The following is a 14,355-nucleotide window of genomic DNA, read 5'->3' on the forward strand; positions in this document are numbered from 1 at the left end:
CCGCTTGTCCAGCAACACACCGTCGATGCCGCCGTCGGGTCCGCCTCCGTCGGGCCCGCCGCCGTCAGGCCCGCCACCGTCGGGGCCGCCTCCGGAGTACCTCACCCGCGGCCCCGAGCGGCCGCGGCGCCGCGGCCGCGTCGGCACCTGGCTGGCCGCCGGGGGAGTCGTCGGTGCGGTGGCGCTCGTCGGCGGCGCCGCCTGGGCGGCATGGTGGTGGTTCGACTCCGGACCGCAACCGGCCCAGGCGCTGCCCGCCGGGACCCTCGGTTACGTCGCCATCGACCTCGACCCCGAGGGAGCGCAGAAGGTCGAGGCGCTGCGCACCCTGCAGAAGTTCCCCGCCCTGCGCGAGGAGCTCGACATGGACGCCGAGGACGACCTGCGCCGGAGGATCTTCGAGGAGATCCAGGCGGAGAGCGGCTGTGAGGGGCTCGACTACGACGCCGACATCGAGCCGTGGCTGGGCGACCGGATGGCGATCGCCGCAGTGGAGGGCGCCGAGGGCCCCGCGCCGGTGTTCGTGCTGCAGGTTGACGACGCCACCGCCGCCGAGGACGGGGTCGCAGCGCTCGGCGAGTGCGCGGGCGAGGAGATCGGGTTCGCGGTCGAGGGCGACTGGGGAGTGATCGCCGAGACCGACGAGTTCGCCCAGGGGGTCGTCGACGAGGCCGCCGACGCCTCGCTGGCCGATGACGAGCAGTTCCAGCGCTGGACCGGCGAGGCCGGCGACGCCGGGGTGATGAGCGCCTATGTCGCCGCCGAGGCCGGCAGCTACCTCGCCGACCTGGCGGGCGAGCTCGCCGACCCGTTCGGGATGGGGGCCCTGCCGGGCGAGGCGATGCCGTTCGGCTACGACGACGGCTACGAGGGGTCCTACGAGCCGCTGCCCGGCCTCGACGGCGAGGAGCTCGACCCCGAGCTGCTCGAGGGAGCCTTAGCCGACTTCGGCGGTGCGGCAGCCACCCTCCGGTTCGACGACGGAGCAGTCGAGCTCGAGGTCGCCGGCAACGCGGGGGCCTCCCAGGCGATGGTCTACTCCGACGACGGAGTCGGCGACCTGGTGAGCGGCCTGCCGGGCGACACCGGGGCGGTGTTCGCGGTGGCGTTCGCCGAGGGATGGTTCGGTCAGGTGCTGGAGCAGGCCGAGCAGGCCTCGGGACTCTCGGCCGACCAGATGCTCGCCGAGATGAGCGCGATGACCGGCATGGAGCTTCCCGAGGACGCCGAGACCCTGGCGGGCGAGGCGCTGGCCGTGGCGGTCGGCGGCGACTTCGACCCCGAGGCGTTCTTCTCCAGCCCCGACGGCTCCGGCCTGCCGATCGGCGTGAAGATCCAGGGTGAGGCGGACGAGATCGAGTCCGTGCTCGACAAGATGCACGGTCTGGGCGACTCGGGTGCCGTGCTGGTCTCCGACAGCGCGGACGGCTACGTGGCGATCGGCCCGGACGACACCTACCGCAGCCGGCTCCTCGACGACGGCGACCTCGGCGACTCCGACGTCTTCCGCGACGTGGTGCGCGAGGACGACGCCAGCTCGCTGATGTTCGTCAACTTCGACGCCGGCGACTGGCTGGCCAACATGGCGGGAGACGACGACACGGCTCGGGAGAACCTCGAGCCGCTGGCCGGCGTCGGCCTCAGCGGCTGGCTCGAGGGTGAGGGTGACGACGCGGTCACCCACGGCGTGCTGCGGTTGACCACCAACTAGCGCCGGATCGGCGCGGTCACCGCCGCGGTGACCCGCACCAGGTCGGCCGGCGCGATCTCCAGGTCGAGGCCGCGCCGGCCACCCGACACGAACACGGTGGGATGGTCGAGCGCCGTCACGTCGACGACGGTGGGGTGCGCTCGCCGCTGGCCGACCGGCGAGATCCCACCCGCGACGTACCCGGTCGCCCGCTCGGCGGCGGCGACTTCGGCCATCACCGCCTTGCTCCCGCCGAGCGCCCGGGCGAGCGCCTTGAGGTCGAGCTGGCCCGAGACCGGCACCACCCCGACGACCAGCCGCCCGTCGAGGCTCGCCAGGAGCGTCTTGAACACCCGGGCGGGGTCGAGCCCGAGCGCCGCCGCCGCCTCGAGCCCGAACGAGCCCGAGCGCGGGTCGTGGGTGTACTCGTGCAGGGTGAACGCGACGCCCGCGCGGGTGAGCGCGACGGTCGCGGGGGTGCCGCCGGGTGCCTTCCGGTTCTTGGAGATCGCGTCCTCCTGGACTTCTCGCTCAGTTCGGCGACCAGCGGGTGCGGGCCACCTCGGTCGCCGGCAGCGACGGGATCACGTTCATCGCCTGCAGCTCGGCGCGCAGCAGGTCGGTGACCATCGCCAGCCGGACGCCGGCGTCCTCGGCCTCCAGCAGAGCCTGCCGGTCGTGCAGGGGCAGGGGAGCGGTCGCCGCGAGGGTCCACGAGAGGTAGGTGGCGTCGCGGGGCAGGGTGCCGCTGAACGGGTCGCTGCGCAGGTCGACCAGGGCCGCCCGGAACGCCGTGAAGGTGGCCCGGGCCCGCTCGGCCAGCTGGTCGACGACGGCGGTGTCCGGATCGGGGCGCTCGGTGACGTGGCCCACCGGGAACTCCCCGGAGGTGTCGAGCCGCTCCAGCTCGATCCGGTCGCGGCCGACGGCGACGATGTCGAAGCCTCCGTCGGGGCGCGGCTCCGCGTCGGTGAGCTGCAGCCGGCACCCCACCCGGTAGAGCGACTGGGCGCCGTGGTCGCCGACCTCGTAGCCCTCCCGGATGGCCACCGAACCGAAGACCCGCTGGGCGGGGTCCTCGATGCTCAGCAGGTGGTGCACCAGGGCTCGGTAGCGGTCCTCGAAGACCCGCAGCGGGAGGGTGACCCCCGGGAAGACGACCGTGTTCAGCGGGAACAGGGGCAGCGTCGTGGTCACCCGCCGACCCTAGTGCCCCACGCCCGTAGAATCGGACCCATGATCCAGCGCCTCGACCTGCGCGGAGCCGACCGGACCACGGTCGACTACCGGGCAGCCGTGCCCCGAGCCGACTTCGACGTCGAAGCGGCGGTGCCGGCGGTGCATGAGATCTGCGAGGCGGTGCGCACCCGCGGGCTCGACGCGATCCGCGAGTACGGCGAGCGGTTCGACGGCGTCGCCGTCGACGACATCCGGGTCGCGCCCGAGGCGATGCGCCGCGCGCTCGACGAGCTCGACCCCGCCATCCGGGCCGGCCTCGAGGAGTCGATCCGCCGGCTGCGCGCCACCTGCGAGCGCGAGCTCGAGCGCGACGCCGTCACCGAGCTGGGTCCCGGCGCCACGGTCGTCCACCGCAAGGTCCCGGTCGACCGGGTCGGTCTCTACGTGCCCGGCGGTCTGGCTCCGCTGGTCTCCAGCGTGTTGATGAACGTCGTGCCCGCGCAGACCGCGGGGGTCCGGTCGATCGCGCTGTCCAGCCCGCCGCAGAAGGACTTCGGCGGTGCCGTGCACCCGACGATCCTGGCGGCGTGCGCACTGCTCGGCATCGACGAGGTCTACGCGGTCGGCGGTGCCCAGGCGATCGCCATGTTCGCCTACGGCGTCGGCCCCTGTGCCCAGGTCGACCTGGTCACCGGGCCGGGCAACATCTACACGGTCACCGCCAAGCGCCTGCTCAAGGGCCGGGTCGGCATCGACTCCGAGGCCGGCCCCACCGAGATCGCGATCCTGGCCGACGACACGGCCGAGGCGTCGTTCGTCGCCGCCGACCTGATCAGCCAGGCCGAGCACGACCCGCTGGCCGCGAGTGTGCTGGTCACCCCGAGCGAGCGGCTCGCCGCCGAGGTCGAGGCCGAGCTCGACAAGCAGGTGTCGGTCACCAAGCACGTCGAGCGCATCCGCACCGCCCTGGCTGGTCCCCAGTCGGGCATCGTGCTGGTCGACGACCTCGAGCAGGGCCTCGACGTGGTCAACGCCTACGCCGCCGAGCACCTCGAGATCCACACCGCCGACGCGCCCGCCTGGGCCGCGCGGGTCCGCAACGCGGGCGCCGTCTTCGTGGGCGCGCACGCCCCGGTCAGCCTCGGCGACTACTGCGCCGGCTCCAACCACGTGCTGCCCACCGGCGGGTGCGCCTGCCACAGCAGCGGGCTCTCGGTGCGTGCGTTCACCAAGTCGGTGCACGTCGTCGACTACTCCCGCGAGGCGCTCGCCGAGGTGGCCGACTACGTGGTCACGCTGGCCCACGCCGAGGACCTCCCGGGCCACGGCGCCGCCGTGCGCGTGCGCTTCGCCGACTGACGAGGACTGTCATGACCTTCCCTCCTCTGCGCGAGGAGCTGCGTGGCCTGCAGCCGTACGGCGCCCCGCAGCTGCCGCTGGACCAGGTGCCGGTCCAGCTGAACACCAACGAGAACCCCTACGGGCCGTCCGAGGAGTGCGCCGACGACATCGCGGCGTCGGTGCGTCGGGCGGCCACCGGGCTGAACCGCTACCCCGACCGGGAGCACGTCGAGCTGCGCACGGCGCTGGCGGCCTACCTCTCCCGCGACACCCCGCACGGGGTGTCGGTCGAGCAGGTGTGGGCGGCCAACGGCTCCAACGAGGTGATGCTGCAGCTGCTGCAGGCCTTCGGCGGTCCGGGGCGCACGGCGCTGAGCTTCGCCCCGACGTACTCGATGTATCCCGAGTACGCCCGTGACACCTCGACCGCCTGGGTGCAGGGCCGGCGGGAGGACGACTTCAGCCTCGACCTCGGTCTGGCGCGTGAGCTGGTCGAGGCAGAGCGGCCGAGCGTCGTGCTGCTGCCCTCGCCCAACAATCCCACCGGCACCGCGCTGCAGCCCGAGGCCGTGACCGCGCTGTGCGCCGCGGTGGGGGAGAGCGGTCTGGTGGTGGTCGACGAGGCCTACATCGAGTTCCGCCGTGCCGGCACGCCGAGCGCGCTCGAGCTCCTGCCCACGCACCGCAACCTGGTGGTGACCCGCACGATGAGCAAGGCGTTCGCGGGGGCCGGGCTGCGACTGGGCTACCTGGCCGCCGACCCGGCGATCTGCGACGCGATCCGCGTGGTGCGGCTGCCCTACCACCTCTCCTCGGTCACCCAGGCCGCCGCGCTGGCGGCGCTGCGCCACGCACCCGAGCTGCTCGGCAAGGTCGACGAGCTCCGCGGCGAGCGCGACCGCACGGTCGGATGGCTGCGGGAGCGGGGCCTGCAGGTCGCCGACAGCGACGCGAACTTCGTGCTGTTCGGCACCTTCGACGACCGGCACGCCGTGTGGCAGGCGCTGGTCGACCGGGGGGTGCTGGTCCGCGAGGTCGGGCCCGAGGGATGGCTGCGGGTCTCGATCGGCACCGCAGGCGAGATGATGTCGTTCAAGGACGCCCTGTCCGCAGTTGTTGAGGAGAAGCGATGAGCAGGACCGCACGGATCGAGCGGCAGACCAGCGAGTCGAAGGTGCTGGTCGAGGTCGACCTCGACGGCACCGGCCGGCACAGCGTCTCCACGGGCATCGGGTTCTACGACCACATGCTCACCGCGTTCGCCCGACACAGCCTGGTCGACCTGACGGTGCAGTCCGAAGGCGACCACTGGATCGACGCCCACCACACCACCGAGGACACCGCGATCGCGCTCGGGCAGGCGCTGCGCCAGGCGCTCGGAGACAAGCAGGGCATCCGCCGCTTCGGCGACGCCACCGTGCCGCTCGACGAGGCGCTGGTGCAGGCCGTCGTCGACGTGTCCGGGCGGCCCTACTGCGTGCACACCGGCGAGCCCGAGGGCCAGCAGTACGTCCAGCTGGGCGGCTCGACGCCGGCCTACCTGGGGTCGCTGACCCAGCACGTCTTCGAGTCGATCGCGTTCCACGGCCACTTCGCGCTGCACGTGCGGGTGCTGGCCGGCCGCGAGCCGCACCACATCGTCGAGACCCAGTTCAAGGCGTTCGCGCGGGCGTTCCGCGACGCCGTGGCGTTCGACCCGCGGGAGACCGGGGTCCCCAGCACCAAGGGCTCACTTTGACCAAGAAGGTCGTCGTCCTCGACTACGGGTCCGGCAACCTGCGCTCGGCGGTGCGCGCGGTCGAGCGTGCCGGGGCCGAGGTGACCCTGACCGCCGACCGGCAGGCGGCGCAGGACGCCGACGGGCTGCTGGTGCCGGGTGTCGGCGCGTTCGCCGCGTGCATGGCGGGGCTGCGCGCGGTCCGCGGGCACGAGATGATCGGCCGGCGGCTGGCCGGCGGGCGCCCGGTGCTCGGCATCTGCGTCGGCATGCAGATCCTGTTCGAGCGCGGGGTCGAGCACGGCGTCGAGACCGAGGGCTGCGACGAGTGGCCGGGCGTGGTCGAGCGGCTGCAGGCGCCGGTCGTGCCGCACATGGGCTGGAACACCGTCGAGGTGCCCGCGGGCAGCCGGCTGTTCGCCGGCATCGAGGACGAGCGGTTCTACTTCGTGCACTCCTACGGCGTGCGCGACTGGACCCTGCAGACCAACGACCGCACCGTCGCCCCGCTGGTCACCTGGGCCGAGCACGGCGGCGACCGGTTCGTCGCCGCCGTCGAGAACGGCCCGCTCACCGCCACCCAGTTCCACCCCGAGAAGTCCGGTGACGCCGGCGCCGCGCTGCTGCGCAACTGGGTCGAGTCGCTGTAGCGACCGACGTACCCCCGAGACAAGCGAAGGAACCATGAGCGACTACCTCGAGCTGCTGCCCGCCGTCGACATCACCGAGGGGCGGGCGGTGCAGCTGTCCCAGGGTGTGGCCGGCTCCGAGCGCGCGTACGGCGACCCGCTGGCGGCGGCGCGCCGGTGGCAGGACGCGGGGGCCGAGTGGCTGCACCTGGTCGATCTCGACGCCGCGTTCGGGCGCGGCTCGAACCGTGAGCTGCAGGCCGAGATCGTCGGGAAGCTCGACATCAAGGTCGAGATGAGCGGGGGCATCCGCGACGACGAGTCGCTGGCGTCCGCGCTGGCCACCGGCTGCACTCGGGTCAACATCGGCACCGCCGCGCTCGAGCAGCCGGAGTGGTGCGCCCGGGTGATCGCCGAGCACGGCGACCGGATCGCGATCGGGCTCGACGTGCGCGGCCGCACGCTGGCGGCGCGCGGCTGGACCTCCGAGGGCGGCGACCTCTACGAGACGCTGGCCCGGCTCGACGCCGAGGGCTGTGCGCGCTACGTCGTCACCGACGTGAACAAGGACGGCATGCTCCAGGGGCCCAACCTGCAGCTGCTGCGCGACGTCTGCGCGGCGACCGACCGTCCGGTGGTGGCCTCGGGTGGGGTGACCACGCTGGCCGATATCGAGGCGCTGATGGGGCTGGTCCCGGTCGGTGTCGAAGGCGCGATCGCGGGCACGGCCCTGTATGAGGGCCGGTTCACCCTCGAGGACGCGCTGGCGCTGACCCTGCCAGCGGACCGTGGGGGATCGCGGTGACGCTCGCGGTCCGGGTGATCCCGTGCCTGGACGTCGACGCCGGCCGGGTGGTCAAGGGGATCAACTTCCAGCAGCTGCGCGACGCCGGTGATCCGGTCGAGCTGGCCCGCACCTACGACGCGGAGGGTGCCGACGAGCTGACCTTCCTCGACATCTCCGCCTCCCACGAGGGGCGCGCGACCACGATGGAGATCGTCTCGCGCACCGCGGAGGAGGTCTTCATCCCGTTGACGGTCGGGGGAGGCATCTCGTCGGTGGACGACGTCGACCGGCTGCTGCGCGCCGGGGCGGACAAGATCGCCGTGAACACCGCGGCGATCCACCGGCCGCAGCTGGTCGCCGAGATCGCCGAGCGGTTCGGCAACCAGGTGCTGGTGCTGTCGGTCGACGCGCGACGCGTCGCCGAGGGCTCGAGTGCGGGCACGCCGTCCGGGTTCGAGGTGACCACGCACGGTGGCCGCAAGTCGGCCGGACTGGACGCCGTGGAGTGGGCGGCCCGTGCGGCGGAGCTGGGGGCGGGGGAGATCCTGCTGAACTCGATGGACGCCGACGGCACGCAGGACGGCTTCGACCTGGAGCTGATCCGGCTGGTGCGCCGCGAGGTGAGCATCCCGGTGATCGCCTCGGGTGGTGCCGGCCGGGTCGAGCACTTCCCGCCGGCCGTCGACGCGGGCGCCGACGCGGTGCTGGCGGCGTCGGTGTTCCACTTCGGCACGCTGCGGGTTCGTGAGGTGAAGCAGGCGCTGGCCGACGCCGGTCACCCGGTCCGCTGAGGCGCGGTCGCGCCGTTCGTGGTTGATGGTGGGACGCTGACCTGTCACTCGTGGTTGGTGTTCGCGCGCTGACCTGCCACTCGTGGTCGATGTTCACCCGCTGACCTGTCGCTCGTGCTGGGTCTGGGGGTGTTGACCTGTCGCTCGTGGTGGGGGTGGTCGCCGCTGCGCGGGCTTCGTGGTGCTGGTGAGCCCCGGGGTGGTTTGTGGGTGGGGTGGGTCGGCTGCGCCGGAGGGGCCCGCTCGGCCAAACCGCCCGCTCCGCTCGTTCCTCACGGAGCGGGGGCCAGGCCCATCCACGGCCTCGGGGCCCCTCCGGCGCCGCCGCCCCCCCCCCCGTCCGCGCCGGGCTCACCGGCCCTGGGTGGGAGGGGGTTTCGCGGCTGCGCCGCGATGTCACGGCTGGTCGTGGTGCGGTTCGCCGGGTGTCGCTCGGGTCTGGCGGGGTTTCCGCTGCGCGGGGCTTCGTGGTGCTGGTGAGGACCGGTTGCGTGTGGGTGGGGTGGGTCGGCTGCGCCGAAGGGGCCCGCTCGGCCAAACCACCCGCTCCGCTCGTTCCTCACGGAGCGGGGGCCAGGCCCATCCACGGCCTCGGGGCCCCTCCGGCTCCGCCGCCCCACCCCGCGCTCGGCGTCGGGCTCACCGACCCCGGGAGGGGTGGGTTTCGCGGCTGCGCCGCGATGACTCGGGGTGGGCGATCTCGTCGGGGTGTCGGTGCTCGGCTTCGTGGTGTTGGTGAGCCCGTGGGCGGGGTGGGGCGGCTGCGTCGGAGGGGGCCCGGGTCGGCCAAACCGCCCGCTCCGCTCGTTCCTCACGGAGCGGGGGCCAGGCCCATCCACGGCCGTCGGGGGCCCCTCCGCCTCCGCCGCGATGACTCGGGGTGGTTCGCCCCCAGCTCCCAGCCACCTGTCAGCAGCAGCTCGTGAGGCGCCAACCGGCGGGCCAGCCGCGGCGGCGTTCCCCCCGGGGCGCACACGGACCAGCTAGCGACCGAACGCCGTCCACCGGCCTTCGGAGACCACCTCCACCTCGCCATCCACGACCGCGATCGCGGTCTGCTCGTCGATGGCGTAGGCCGGGCCGCCGAGCTTGGCGGCCCACCGCTCCGCGTGAGCCATGGTGTTGGTCTCGAAGAGGTCCAGGTGCGGGAAGATCGAGAAGTCGACGACCCCCAGGGCGCGGTCGTCGGCCGCGGCCGGCCACTCGACGAAGTAGTCGCCGATCCGGGGCGTCAGCACCATGCTACCGGCGCTCACCCCGACCCAGACGGTCTCAGGGAGCGTCGGCAAGAGGTCGGCCAGCCCCGACTCACGCATCCAGCGGCACAGGTACGTCGCGTCGCCGCCGTCGACCAGGAGGACGTCGACCTCGCGGACCCAGGGCACCCACCGCTCGGCGCCGATGCTGGGCAGGGCGGTGAGCTCGAGCACGCCGAGCGACCCCCAGCCCAGGCCGGTGGAGTGGCTCCACGCGGGCTCCGCGGCGACCAGCCCCCGCACCGACGACGGTCCGCACATCGGGTGGCCCCACTGCGCGGTCGGGACGACCAGGGCGCGGCACTCGTCGATCGGCTTGCCGAGCAGCCGCACGAGCGCCGAGTGGATGCTGGGGTTCGTGACGCCGCCCGACGTCAGCAAGAGCTTCAAGGCGCCTCCAGGCTTCGGTGTGGGTGACAGGACTGAGTAGGGACCACGCAGGACGCCGGAAGTCATCGGCCCATGATGGGGCGCCGGTGCCGGGTCGAGGCGGACACTAGGCGGGTCACGGGGCAAGACCGACGCAGACGGCGACGTCGTCCTCGTACCGCGACGGACATAAGGACCTCGATCGGGGCAGTTCGCGGGGCCGGAGGGCCGTTATGTCCGTTGACCTATGAGCCGGTCGGCCACACATCAGTCGTAGATGACGGCCTCGCCACGCTCTCGGAGTGCGGCGAGGCCGTCCCGCATCGCCTGGAGCTGCTCGGGTGGATGGCCAACCCAGTGCTCGATCTCGCCGACGACGCGGAGCGGCTGCCGGGAGCGGAAGGACCGGGTGGGGTTGCCGGGGAGCTTCTTGTCGGTGACGTTGGGGTCGTCCTCGTAGTCGCCGAGGGGCTCGACCAGGTAGATCCGGCCGCGGCCGGGACCGGCGGCGAACTCGGCGCCCCAGGTGGCGGCGTCGAGGGTGGCGGTGAAGTAGATGTGGTTCATCGTCCGGCCGTCCTCGAAGTTCGAGCCACGGCCGGGGGTGAGCAGGTCGCCGACGGCCAGATCGGCCTTGGTGCCGTGCAGGAACACGCCGGGCTCGTAGATCTCGAAGGGCACGGGCTCCTTGGGCGAGTTCATGCAACAACCGTAGGGCTCCGGCGGGGCGGGCAGCCAGGCTGTTCGGGGCCGGCTGGGGTTCGGCCCCGGTAGGTGGGAACGGTGGACTGGATGGTGCGGTGGCGGGGGCCGGTGACGCGAGTGGTCCCGCCACGCAGTCTCTTCGACGAGAATGCGCGCGAAACGCAGGACAACGGGGAGTGCCTCTCTTGGCGCCGTTGCGGGGAAGCCCCGGCCGCGACCGCCGTAGGCTGAGTCGGTGATCGATCGGGTGACGCGCTCGCTGGTGCTCACGCTGCTGACTGCAGCACTCGTCTCGCTGCCCACGGGAGTCGCGCTGGCCGACGAGGCCCCGGACACCACCGCACCGCAGATCGGGCTCAACCCCTGTCACGACGATGAGACCAGCTGTCGTCGCGTGTACGCGGAGGTCTTCGGCGACCTTCAGCCGGGCGACGATCTGGCCGTGCTCGGAGCGCGGATCGGCGACGAGGTGCTGACCGAGCACGTCTTCGACGACGGCACCGGCTTCGAGCCGTACGGCTGGTTCCGGCCCTATGGGAACGACGTCGTGTTCCCCGTCGACTATGCCCTCAGCGTCGAGGTGCCTCGCGGGACGAGTGACATCACCTTCTACGCCCGTGACCTCGAGGGCAACACCAGCGAGCTCACCACCACGGTCCTCGGCCCCATCCCCCCTGGTCCGGTGAGACGGCTGACCGCTCGGCTCACCGGTGCGCGGAGGGCCTTGGTGGCATGGCGCACGCCGGAGCTGCACGGCAGCTGCTGCGTGCGGTACGTCGTCACCACCCCCGGCCGCAAGCCGAGATCGACCTTCTCGGCCCCGCCGTCCTACGGCGGCGGAGTCGTCTCCTACCGCCGGCTCTCGCCCGGGTGGCACCGCTTCACGGTGCGGGCCAGCACGGAGGGCGGTGCCGGGCCGTCTCGCGCAGTGCGGCTCCTCGTGCCGCGCCGACATCGGGGCTGAACGGACGGACCCGGCTAGATGTCGATGGGGACGGTTTCCGCCGAGCCCGCGATGAGCTCCCGGAGCAGCTGGGGCAGCAGCCGGGGAGCGAACACCTCGGGAGCCGCCAGCGCGTCCATCTCGGGGAGCGTCCACCAGCGGAACTCCGTGATGCCCTCGTCATCCAGCTGTTCTGGAGTAGAAGAGCCCAGTGCGGTGAACGCTGTGCACCGCACGAGGAAGTAGTCGTGGACCGCCCCGTCCCAGCTCGCCGAGTACGCCGGTGAGACCACCACCTGGTGCCACACGTGCCTGACCTCGTGGGCGGTCGCTTCGTAGCCGACCTCCTCGACGAGCTCTCGCAGGACGGCGTCCACCGGTGTCTCGCCCGGCTCGAGTCCGCCGCCCGGCGGGGCCCACAGCACGCGCCCCGCGTGACGAGCGGTCAGGTCGTGCCGCGCCAGGAGGAGGCGGTCGTCCGCGTCGAGCAGCAGCGCCCGGGCTGTGTGGCGCAGGCGCGGGGTCGGCACGGGGCGACGATAGCCGGGCGGAGCGAGAGCTCGCGCCGGACCTCCGCGATCAGGTCGCAGCCCGGGTCTCGGTCCTCGACTCGGGCTTGGTCCCGTCGTCCGGGAGGCCCGGGTCGGGCACGAGGAGGGGTGCGGCCAGGGCGGTCATGACAGCCGCTCCCGGTAGCCTCCTCTCAGTGTGAGGCTTCTCCTGCCGCTGTTGCGGCTGGTTGGATCCTGATCACCTGGTGTCTGGCTCGTAGCCTCCTTGCCGACCTCGGTCTGGCGGGCATGTGTTTTGCCGACGCCGGGTGTGACGGACCGGCCGGCGTGACTTGATAGGAGCGTGGCATCGCCCCCACAGAGATGTGTCCGCCGACCGGCCCAACCATCCAGTCACTTGATCAAGGTGAAGGAGGCAGCCTCTATGGTTGTTGTTGGTGCCGATGTGCACAAGCGGACGCACACGTTCGTCGCGGTCGACGAGGTCGGCCGCCAGGTCGGGTCGAAGACCGTTGCGGCGTCCACCGCGGGTCACCAGGTCGCGGTGCGTTGGGTGCGTGAGCGGTTCGGTGGGGAGGTGTTGTGGGCGATCGAGGACTGTCGTCACCTCTCTGCGCGGCTGGAGCGGGACCTGTTGACCAGTGGTCAGTCGGTGGTGCGGGTGCCGCCGAAGATGATGGCCGAGCAGCGCCGTGTCGCCCGCACTCGCGGGAAGTCTGACCCGATCGACGCGCTCGCGGTCGCCCGGGCTGCGCAGCGCGAGCCGGACCTCCCGGTCGCGGCCCACGACGAGGTCTCGCGGGAGCTGAAGCTGCTGGTCGACCGGCGTGATGACCTGGTCAAGCACCGCACCGCCACGATCAACCGGCTGCTGTGGCGGGTCCACGAGCTCGACCCGGGCATCTCGCCGCCGGAACGGTCGCTGGACCTGGCCACGCACCAGCAGGCACTCGCTGCCGCGCTCGACCGGTTCGACGGGATCGTGGCCGAGCTGGCCCGCGACGAGCTGGCCGACATTGTCGACCTCACGAAGAGGATCAACGGGCTCGAGCGACGGATCACCGACCGGGTCCGTGATGTCGCGCCGACCCTGCTGGCGATGCCCGGCTGCGGGCCACTGACTGCGGCCAAGATCGTCGGTGAGACCGCCGGTGTGACCCGGTTCAGGTCCGAGGCTGCGTTCGCCAGGCACGCGGGGATCGCGCCGATCCCGGTCTGGTCGGGCAATACCCGGGGGCGAGTGCGCCTCACGCGATCCGGCAACCGCCAGCTCAATGCCGCCATCCACCGCATCGCGATCACCCAGATCCGGCTCGACGGGCTCGGGAAGACGTACTACGAGAAGAAGAAGGCCGAGAGCATGTCCACCCCCGAGGCCCTGCGCTGCCTCAAACGACGCCTCGCCCGCATCGTGTTCAACCACCTGATCACCGACCAAGCAGCGGCCGCGACTGGACTCGCGACCGCTGCTTGACATAGGAGAAACGCATGGACGAGGCGCCGCGCACCACGTATGTCCTGGTCGACGGAGAGAACATCGACGCCACGCTCGGCACCTCGATCCTGGGGCGACGGCCCCGCCCCGAGGAGCGCCCGCGGTGGGAGCGGCTCCTGCAGTTCGTCGAGGAGCGCTGGGGGCAGCAGGCCAGCGGCCTGTTCTTCCTGGCCGCGAACAACGAGCTGCCGATGGCGTTCGTCCAGGCCCTGCTCGCGATCGGCTACAAGCCGATCCCGCTGTCGGGGGCGGCCGGCGACAAGGTCGTCGACATCGCCATCCAGCGCACGCTCGACGAGATCGGCCGCCGCGAGGCGGACGTGGTCCTGGTCAGCAACGACGGCGACTTCGTCGACCACCTCGACGACCTGCTCGACGGACGGCGGGTCGGCGTCGTCGGCTTCGGCGAGTTCCGCAACCAGGGCTTCGCCGGGCTGGCCGCGCAGGGACTCGAGGCCTTCGACCTGGAGTACGACGTGGGCGCGTTCAACGCGGCCCTGCCACGCGTGCGCATCATCCCGATCGACGAGTTCGACCCCACGCAGTTCCTCTGACCCGACGCGGGGGCGTCGAGGCTCAGGCGCAGTCGCGACAGACGTCGACCCCGGCCGCGTCCCGCCGAGACACATGCTGGACCAGGAAGCACCGGGTGCAGGTGAACTCGTCGGCCTGCTTGGGCGTGACCTCGACGTCGAGAGTCTCGTGGGAGAGGTCCGCGCCCGGGAGCTCGAACGACTCGGCCAGCTCGGCCTCGTCCTCGTCGACCTTGCCGGAGCTCTTGTCCTGCTCGCCCGAGGTCAGGCGACGAGCCTCCAGGCTCTCTTCCTTCTGCTCTTCCTCGGTCTTGCGCGATGCGTCGTAGTCAGTGGCCATGTGGTGGGTCCTCTCGGGGCGGAGCGCGAATCGTAGTCCGGACGCCGCCACCGGCCGCAATCACGGGC

The 14,355-nt window shown here is 72.3% G+C and carries 15 protein-coding genes and 1 pseudogene; 10 read left to right on the forward strand and 6 right to left on the reverse strand.

Annotation, left to right across the window (positions count from 1 at the left end; translation table 11 throughout):
* Positions 1 to 4 precede the first annotated feature (4 nt).
* A complete protein-coding gene (locus D6B71_RS05040) occupies positions 5 to 1,711 on the forward strand; it encodes a DUF3352 domain-containing protein (protein ID WP_121252593.1) in 1,707 nt (568 codons plus the stop codon).
* On the opposite strand, the gene ybaK is transcribed toward D6B71_RS05040, so the two are convergent.
* Both ybaK and D6B71_RS05050 read right to left on the reverse strand, forming a co-directional pair.
* Entirely contained in the window at positions 1,708 to 2,199 is a 492-nt protein-coding gene (ybaK, locus tag D6B71_RS05045) for a Cys-tRNA(Pro) deacylase (protein ID WP_121252596.1), read from the reverse strand. The genes D6B71_RS05040 and ybaK overlap by 4 nt on opposite strands.
* A gap of 22 nt (positions 2,200 to 2,221) precedes the next feature.
* Entirely contained in the window at positions 2,222 to 2,887 is a 666-nt protein-coding gene (locus tag D6B71_RS05050; RefSeq protein WP_121252598.1) for an LON peptidase substrate-binding domain-containing protein, read from the reverse strand.
* A 39-nt stretch (positions 2,888 to 2,926) separates the two neighbouring features.
* Between D6B71_RS05050 and hisD the strand changes: the two genes are divergently transcribed.
* From hisD to hisF, 6 genes are read left to right on the forward strand one after another with little or no spacing between them, the layout of a single operon-like run.
* A complete protein-coding gene (hisD, locus tag D6B71_RS05055) occupies positions 2,927 to 4,228 on the forward strand; it encodes a histidinol dehydrogenase (RefSeq protein WP_121252600.1) in 1,302 nt (433 codons plus the stop codon).
* Between the two features lie 11 nt (positions 4,229 to 4,239).
* Positions 4,240 to 5,343: a histidinol-phosphate transaminase gene (locus D6B71_RS05060; RefSeq protein ID WP_121252602.1), complete on the forward strand. Its 1,104-nt coding sequence runs from the start codon at positions 4,240 to 4,242 to the stop codon at positions 5,341 to 5,343.
* On the forward strand, positions 5,340 to 5,948 hold the full coding sequence (hisB, locus tag D6B71_RS05065; RefSeq protein WP_121252604.1) for an imidazoleglycerol-phosphate dehydratase HisB: 609 nt from the start codon (positions 5,340 to 5,342) through the stop codon (positions 5,946 to 5,948). Before D6B71_RS05060 ends, hisB begins: the two co-directional genes overlap by 4 nt.
* Positions 5,945 to 6,577, forward strand: a complete 633-nt coding sequence (gene hisH / locus D6B71_RS05070; RefSeq protein ID WP_121252606.1) for an imidazole glycerol phosphate synthase subunit HisH — start codon at positions 5,945 to 5,947, stop codon at positions 6,575 to 6,577. The genes hisB and hisH overlap by 4 nt, the downstream gene beginning before the upstream one ends.
* Positions 6,578 to 6,611: 34 nt before the next feature.
* The gene (gene priA, locus D6B71_RS05075) at positions 6,612 to 7,361 is read left to right on the forward strand and encodes a bifunctional 1-(5-phosphoribosyl)-5-((5-phosphoribosylamino)methylideneamino)imidazole-4-carboxamide isomerase/phosphoribosylanthranilate isomerase PriA (protein WP_121252607.1); all 750 of its coding nucleotides are present in this window, start codon (positions 6,612 to 6,614) and stop codon (positions 7,359 to 7,361) included.
* Positions 7,358 to 8,134, forward strand: coding sequence for an imidazole glycerol phosphate synthase subunit HisF (gene hisF, locus D6B71_RS05080; RefSeq protein WP_121252609.1), 777 nt, complete (start codon positions 7,358 to 7,360; stop codon positions 8,132 to 8,134). The genes priA and hisF overlap by 4 nt, the downstream gene beginning before the upstream one ends.
* A 983-nt stretch (positions 8,135 to 9,117) precedes the next feature.
* Here hisF and D6B71_RS05085 read toward each other — a convergent pair.
* The gene (locus D6B71_RS05085) at positions 9,118 to 9,780 is read right to left on the reverse strand and encodes a Type 1 glutamine amidotransferase-like domain-containing protein (RefSeq protein ID WP_121252611.1); all 663 of its coding nucleotides are present in this window, start codon (positions 9,778 to 9,780) and stop codon (positions 9,118 to 9,120) included.
* Positions 9,781 to 10,026: 246 nt separating this feature from the next.
* Positions 10,027 to 10,461: an NAD(+)--rifampin ADP-ribosyltransferase gene (gene arr, locus D6B71_RS05090; RefSeq protein WP_121252613.1), complete on the reverse strand. Its 435-nt coding sequence runs from the start codon at positions 10,459 to 10,461 to the stop codon at positions 10,027 to 10,029.
* 238 nt (positions 10,462 to 10,699) lie between these two features.
* Between arr and D6B71_RS05095 the strand changes: the two genes are divergently transcribed.
* The gene (locus D6B71_RS05095) at positions 10,700 to 11,428 is read left to right on the forward strand and encodes a fibronectin type III domain-containing protein (RefSeq protein WP_121252615.1); all 729 of its coding nucleotides are present in this window, start codon (positions 10,700 to 10,702) and stop codon (positions 11,426 to 11,428) included.
* A 14-nt stretch (positions 11,429 to 11,442) separates the two neighbouring features.
* Here the strand turns inward: D6B71_RS05095 and D6B71_RS05100 are convergent.
* A pseudogene (locus D6B71_RS05100) lies at positions 11,443 to 11,859 on the reverse strand (NUDIX domain-containing protein); the annotation flags it as partial.
* A 466-nt stretch (positions 11,860 to 12,325) separates the two neighbouring features.
* On the opposite strand from D6B71_RS05100, the gene D6B71_RS05105 reads away from it, so the two are divergent.
* Both D6B71_RS05105 and D6B71_RS05110 read left to right on the forward strand, forming a co-directional pair.
* Positions 12,326 to 13,393: an IS110 family RNA-guided transposase gene (locus D6B71_RS05105; protein ID WP_338036783.1), complete on the forward strand. Its 1,068-nt coding sequence runs from the start codon at positions 12,326 to 12,328 to the stop codon at positions 13,391 to 13,393.
* Between the two features lie 14 nt (positions 13,394 to 13,407).
* Positions 13,408 to 13,968: an NYN domain-containing protein gene (locus D6B71_RS05110; protein WP_121252621.1), complete on the forward strand. Its 561-nt coding sequence runs from the start codon at positions 13,408 to 13,410 to the stop codon at positions 13,966 to 13,968.
* A 22-nt stretch (positions 13,969 to 13,990) separates the two neighbouring features.
* Here D6B71_RS05110 and D6B71_RS05115 read toward each other — a convergent pair whose 3' ends face one another.
* Positions 13,991 to 14,287 (reverse strand): DUF4193 domain-containing protein, encoded by a 297-nt coding sequence (locus D6B71_RS05115; protein ID WP_121252623.1) that lies wholly within the window; start codon positions 14,285 to 14,287, stop codon positions 13,991 to 13,993.
* Positions 14,288 to 14,355: the final 68 nt, after the last annotated feature.

This window comes from Nocardioides ferulae (assembly GCF_003660455.1).
Taxonomy (GTDB): Bacteria; Actinomycetota; Actinomycetes; order Propionibacteriales; family Nocardioidaceae; genus Nocardioides; species Nocardioides ferulae.

What these genes read in the sequence shown, in the direction of transcription:
- arr (WP_121252613.1), bottom strand. Translation starts at nt 10,461, where the DNA reads ATGAACTCGCCCAAGGAGCCCGTGCCCTTCGAGATCTACGAGCCCGGC.
- priA (WP_121252607.1), top strand. Translation starts at nt 6,612, where the DNA reads ATGAGCGACTACCTCGAGCTGCTGCCCGCCGTCGACATCACCGAGGGG.
- D6B71_RS05060 (WP_121252602.1), top strand. Translation starts at nt 4,240, where the DNA reads ATGACCTTCCCTCCTCTGCGCGAGGAGCTGCGTGGCCTGCAGCCGTAC.
- hisB (WP_121252604.1), top strand. Translation starts at nt 5,340, where the DNA reads ATGAGCAGGACCGCACGGATCGAGCGGCAGACCAGCGAGTCGAAGGTG.
- D6B71_RS05115 (WP_121252623.1), bottom strand. Translation starts at nt 14,287, where the DNA reads ATGGCCACTGACTACGACGCATCGCGCAAGACCGAGGAAGAGCAGAAG.
- hisD (WP_121252600.1), top strand. Translation starts at nt 2,927, where the DNA reads ATGATCCAGCGCCTCGACCTGCGCGGAGCCGACCGGACCACGGTCGAC.
- D6B71_RS05110 (WP_121252621.1), top strand. Translation starts at nt 13,408, where the DNA reads ATGGACGAGGCGCCGCGCACCACGTATGTCCTGGTCGACGGAGAGAAC.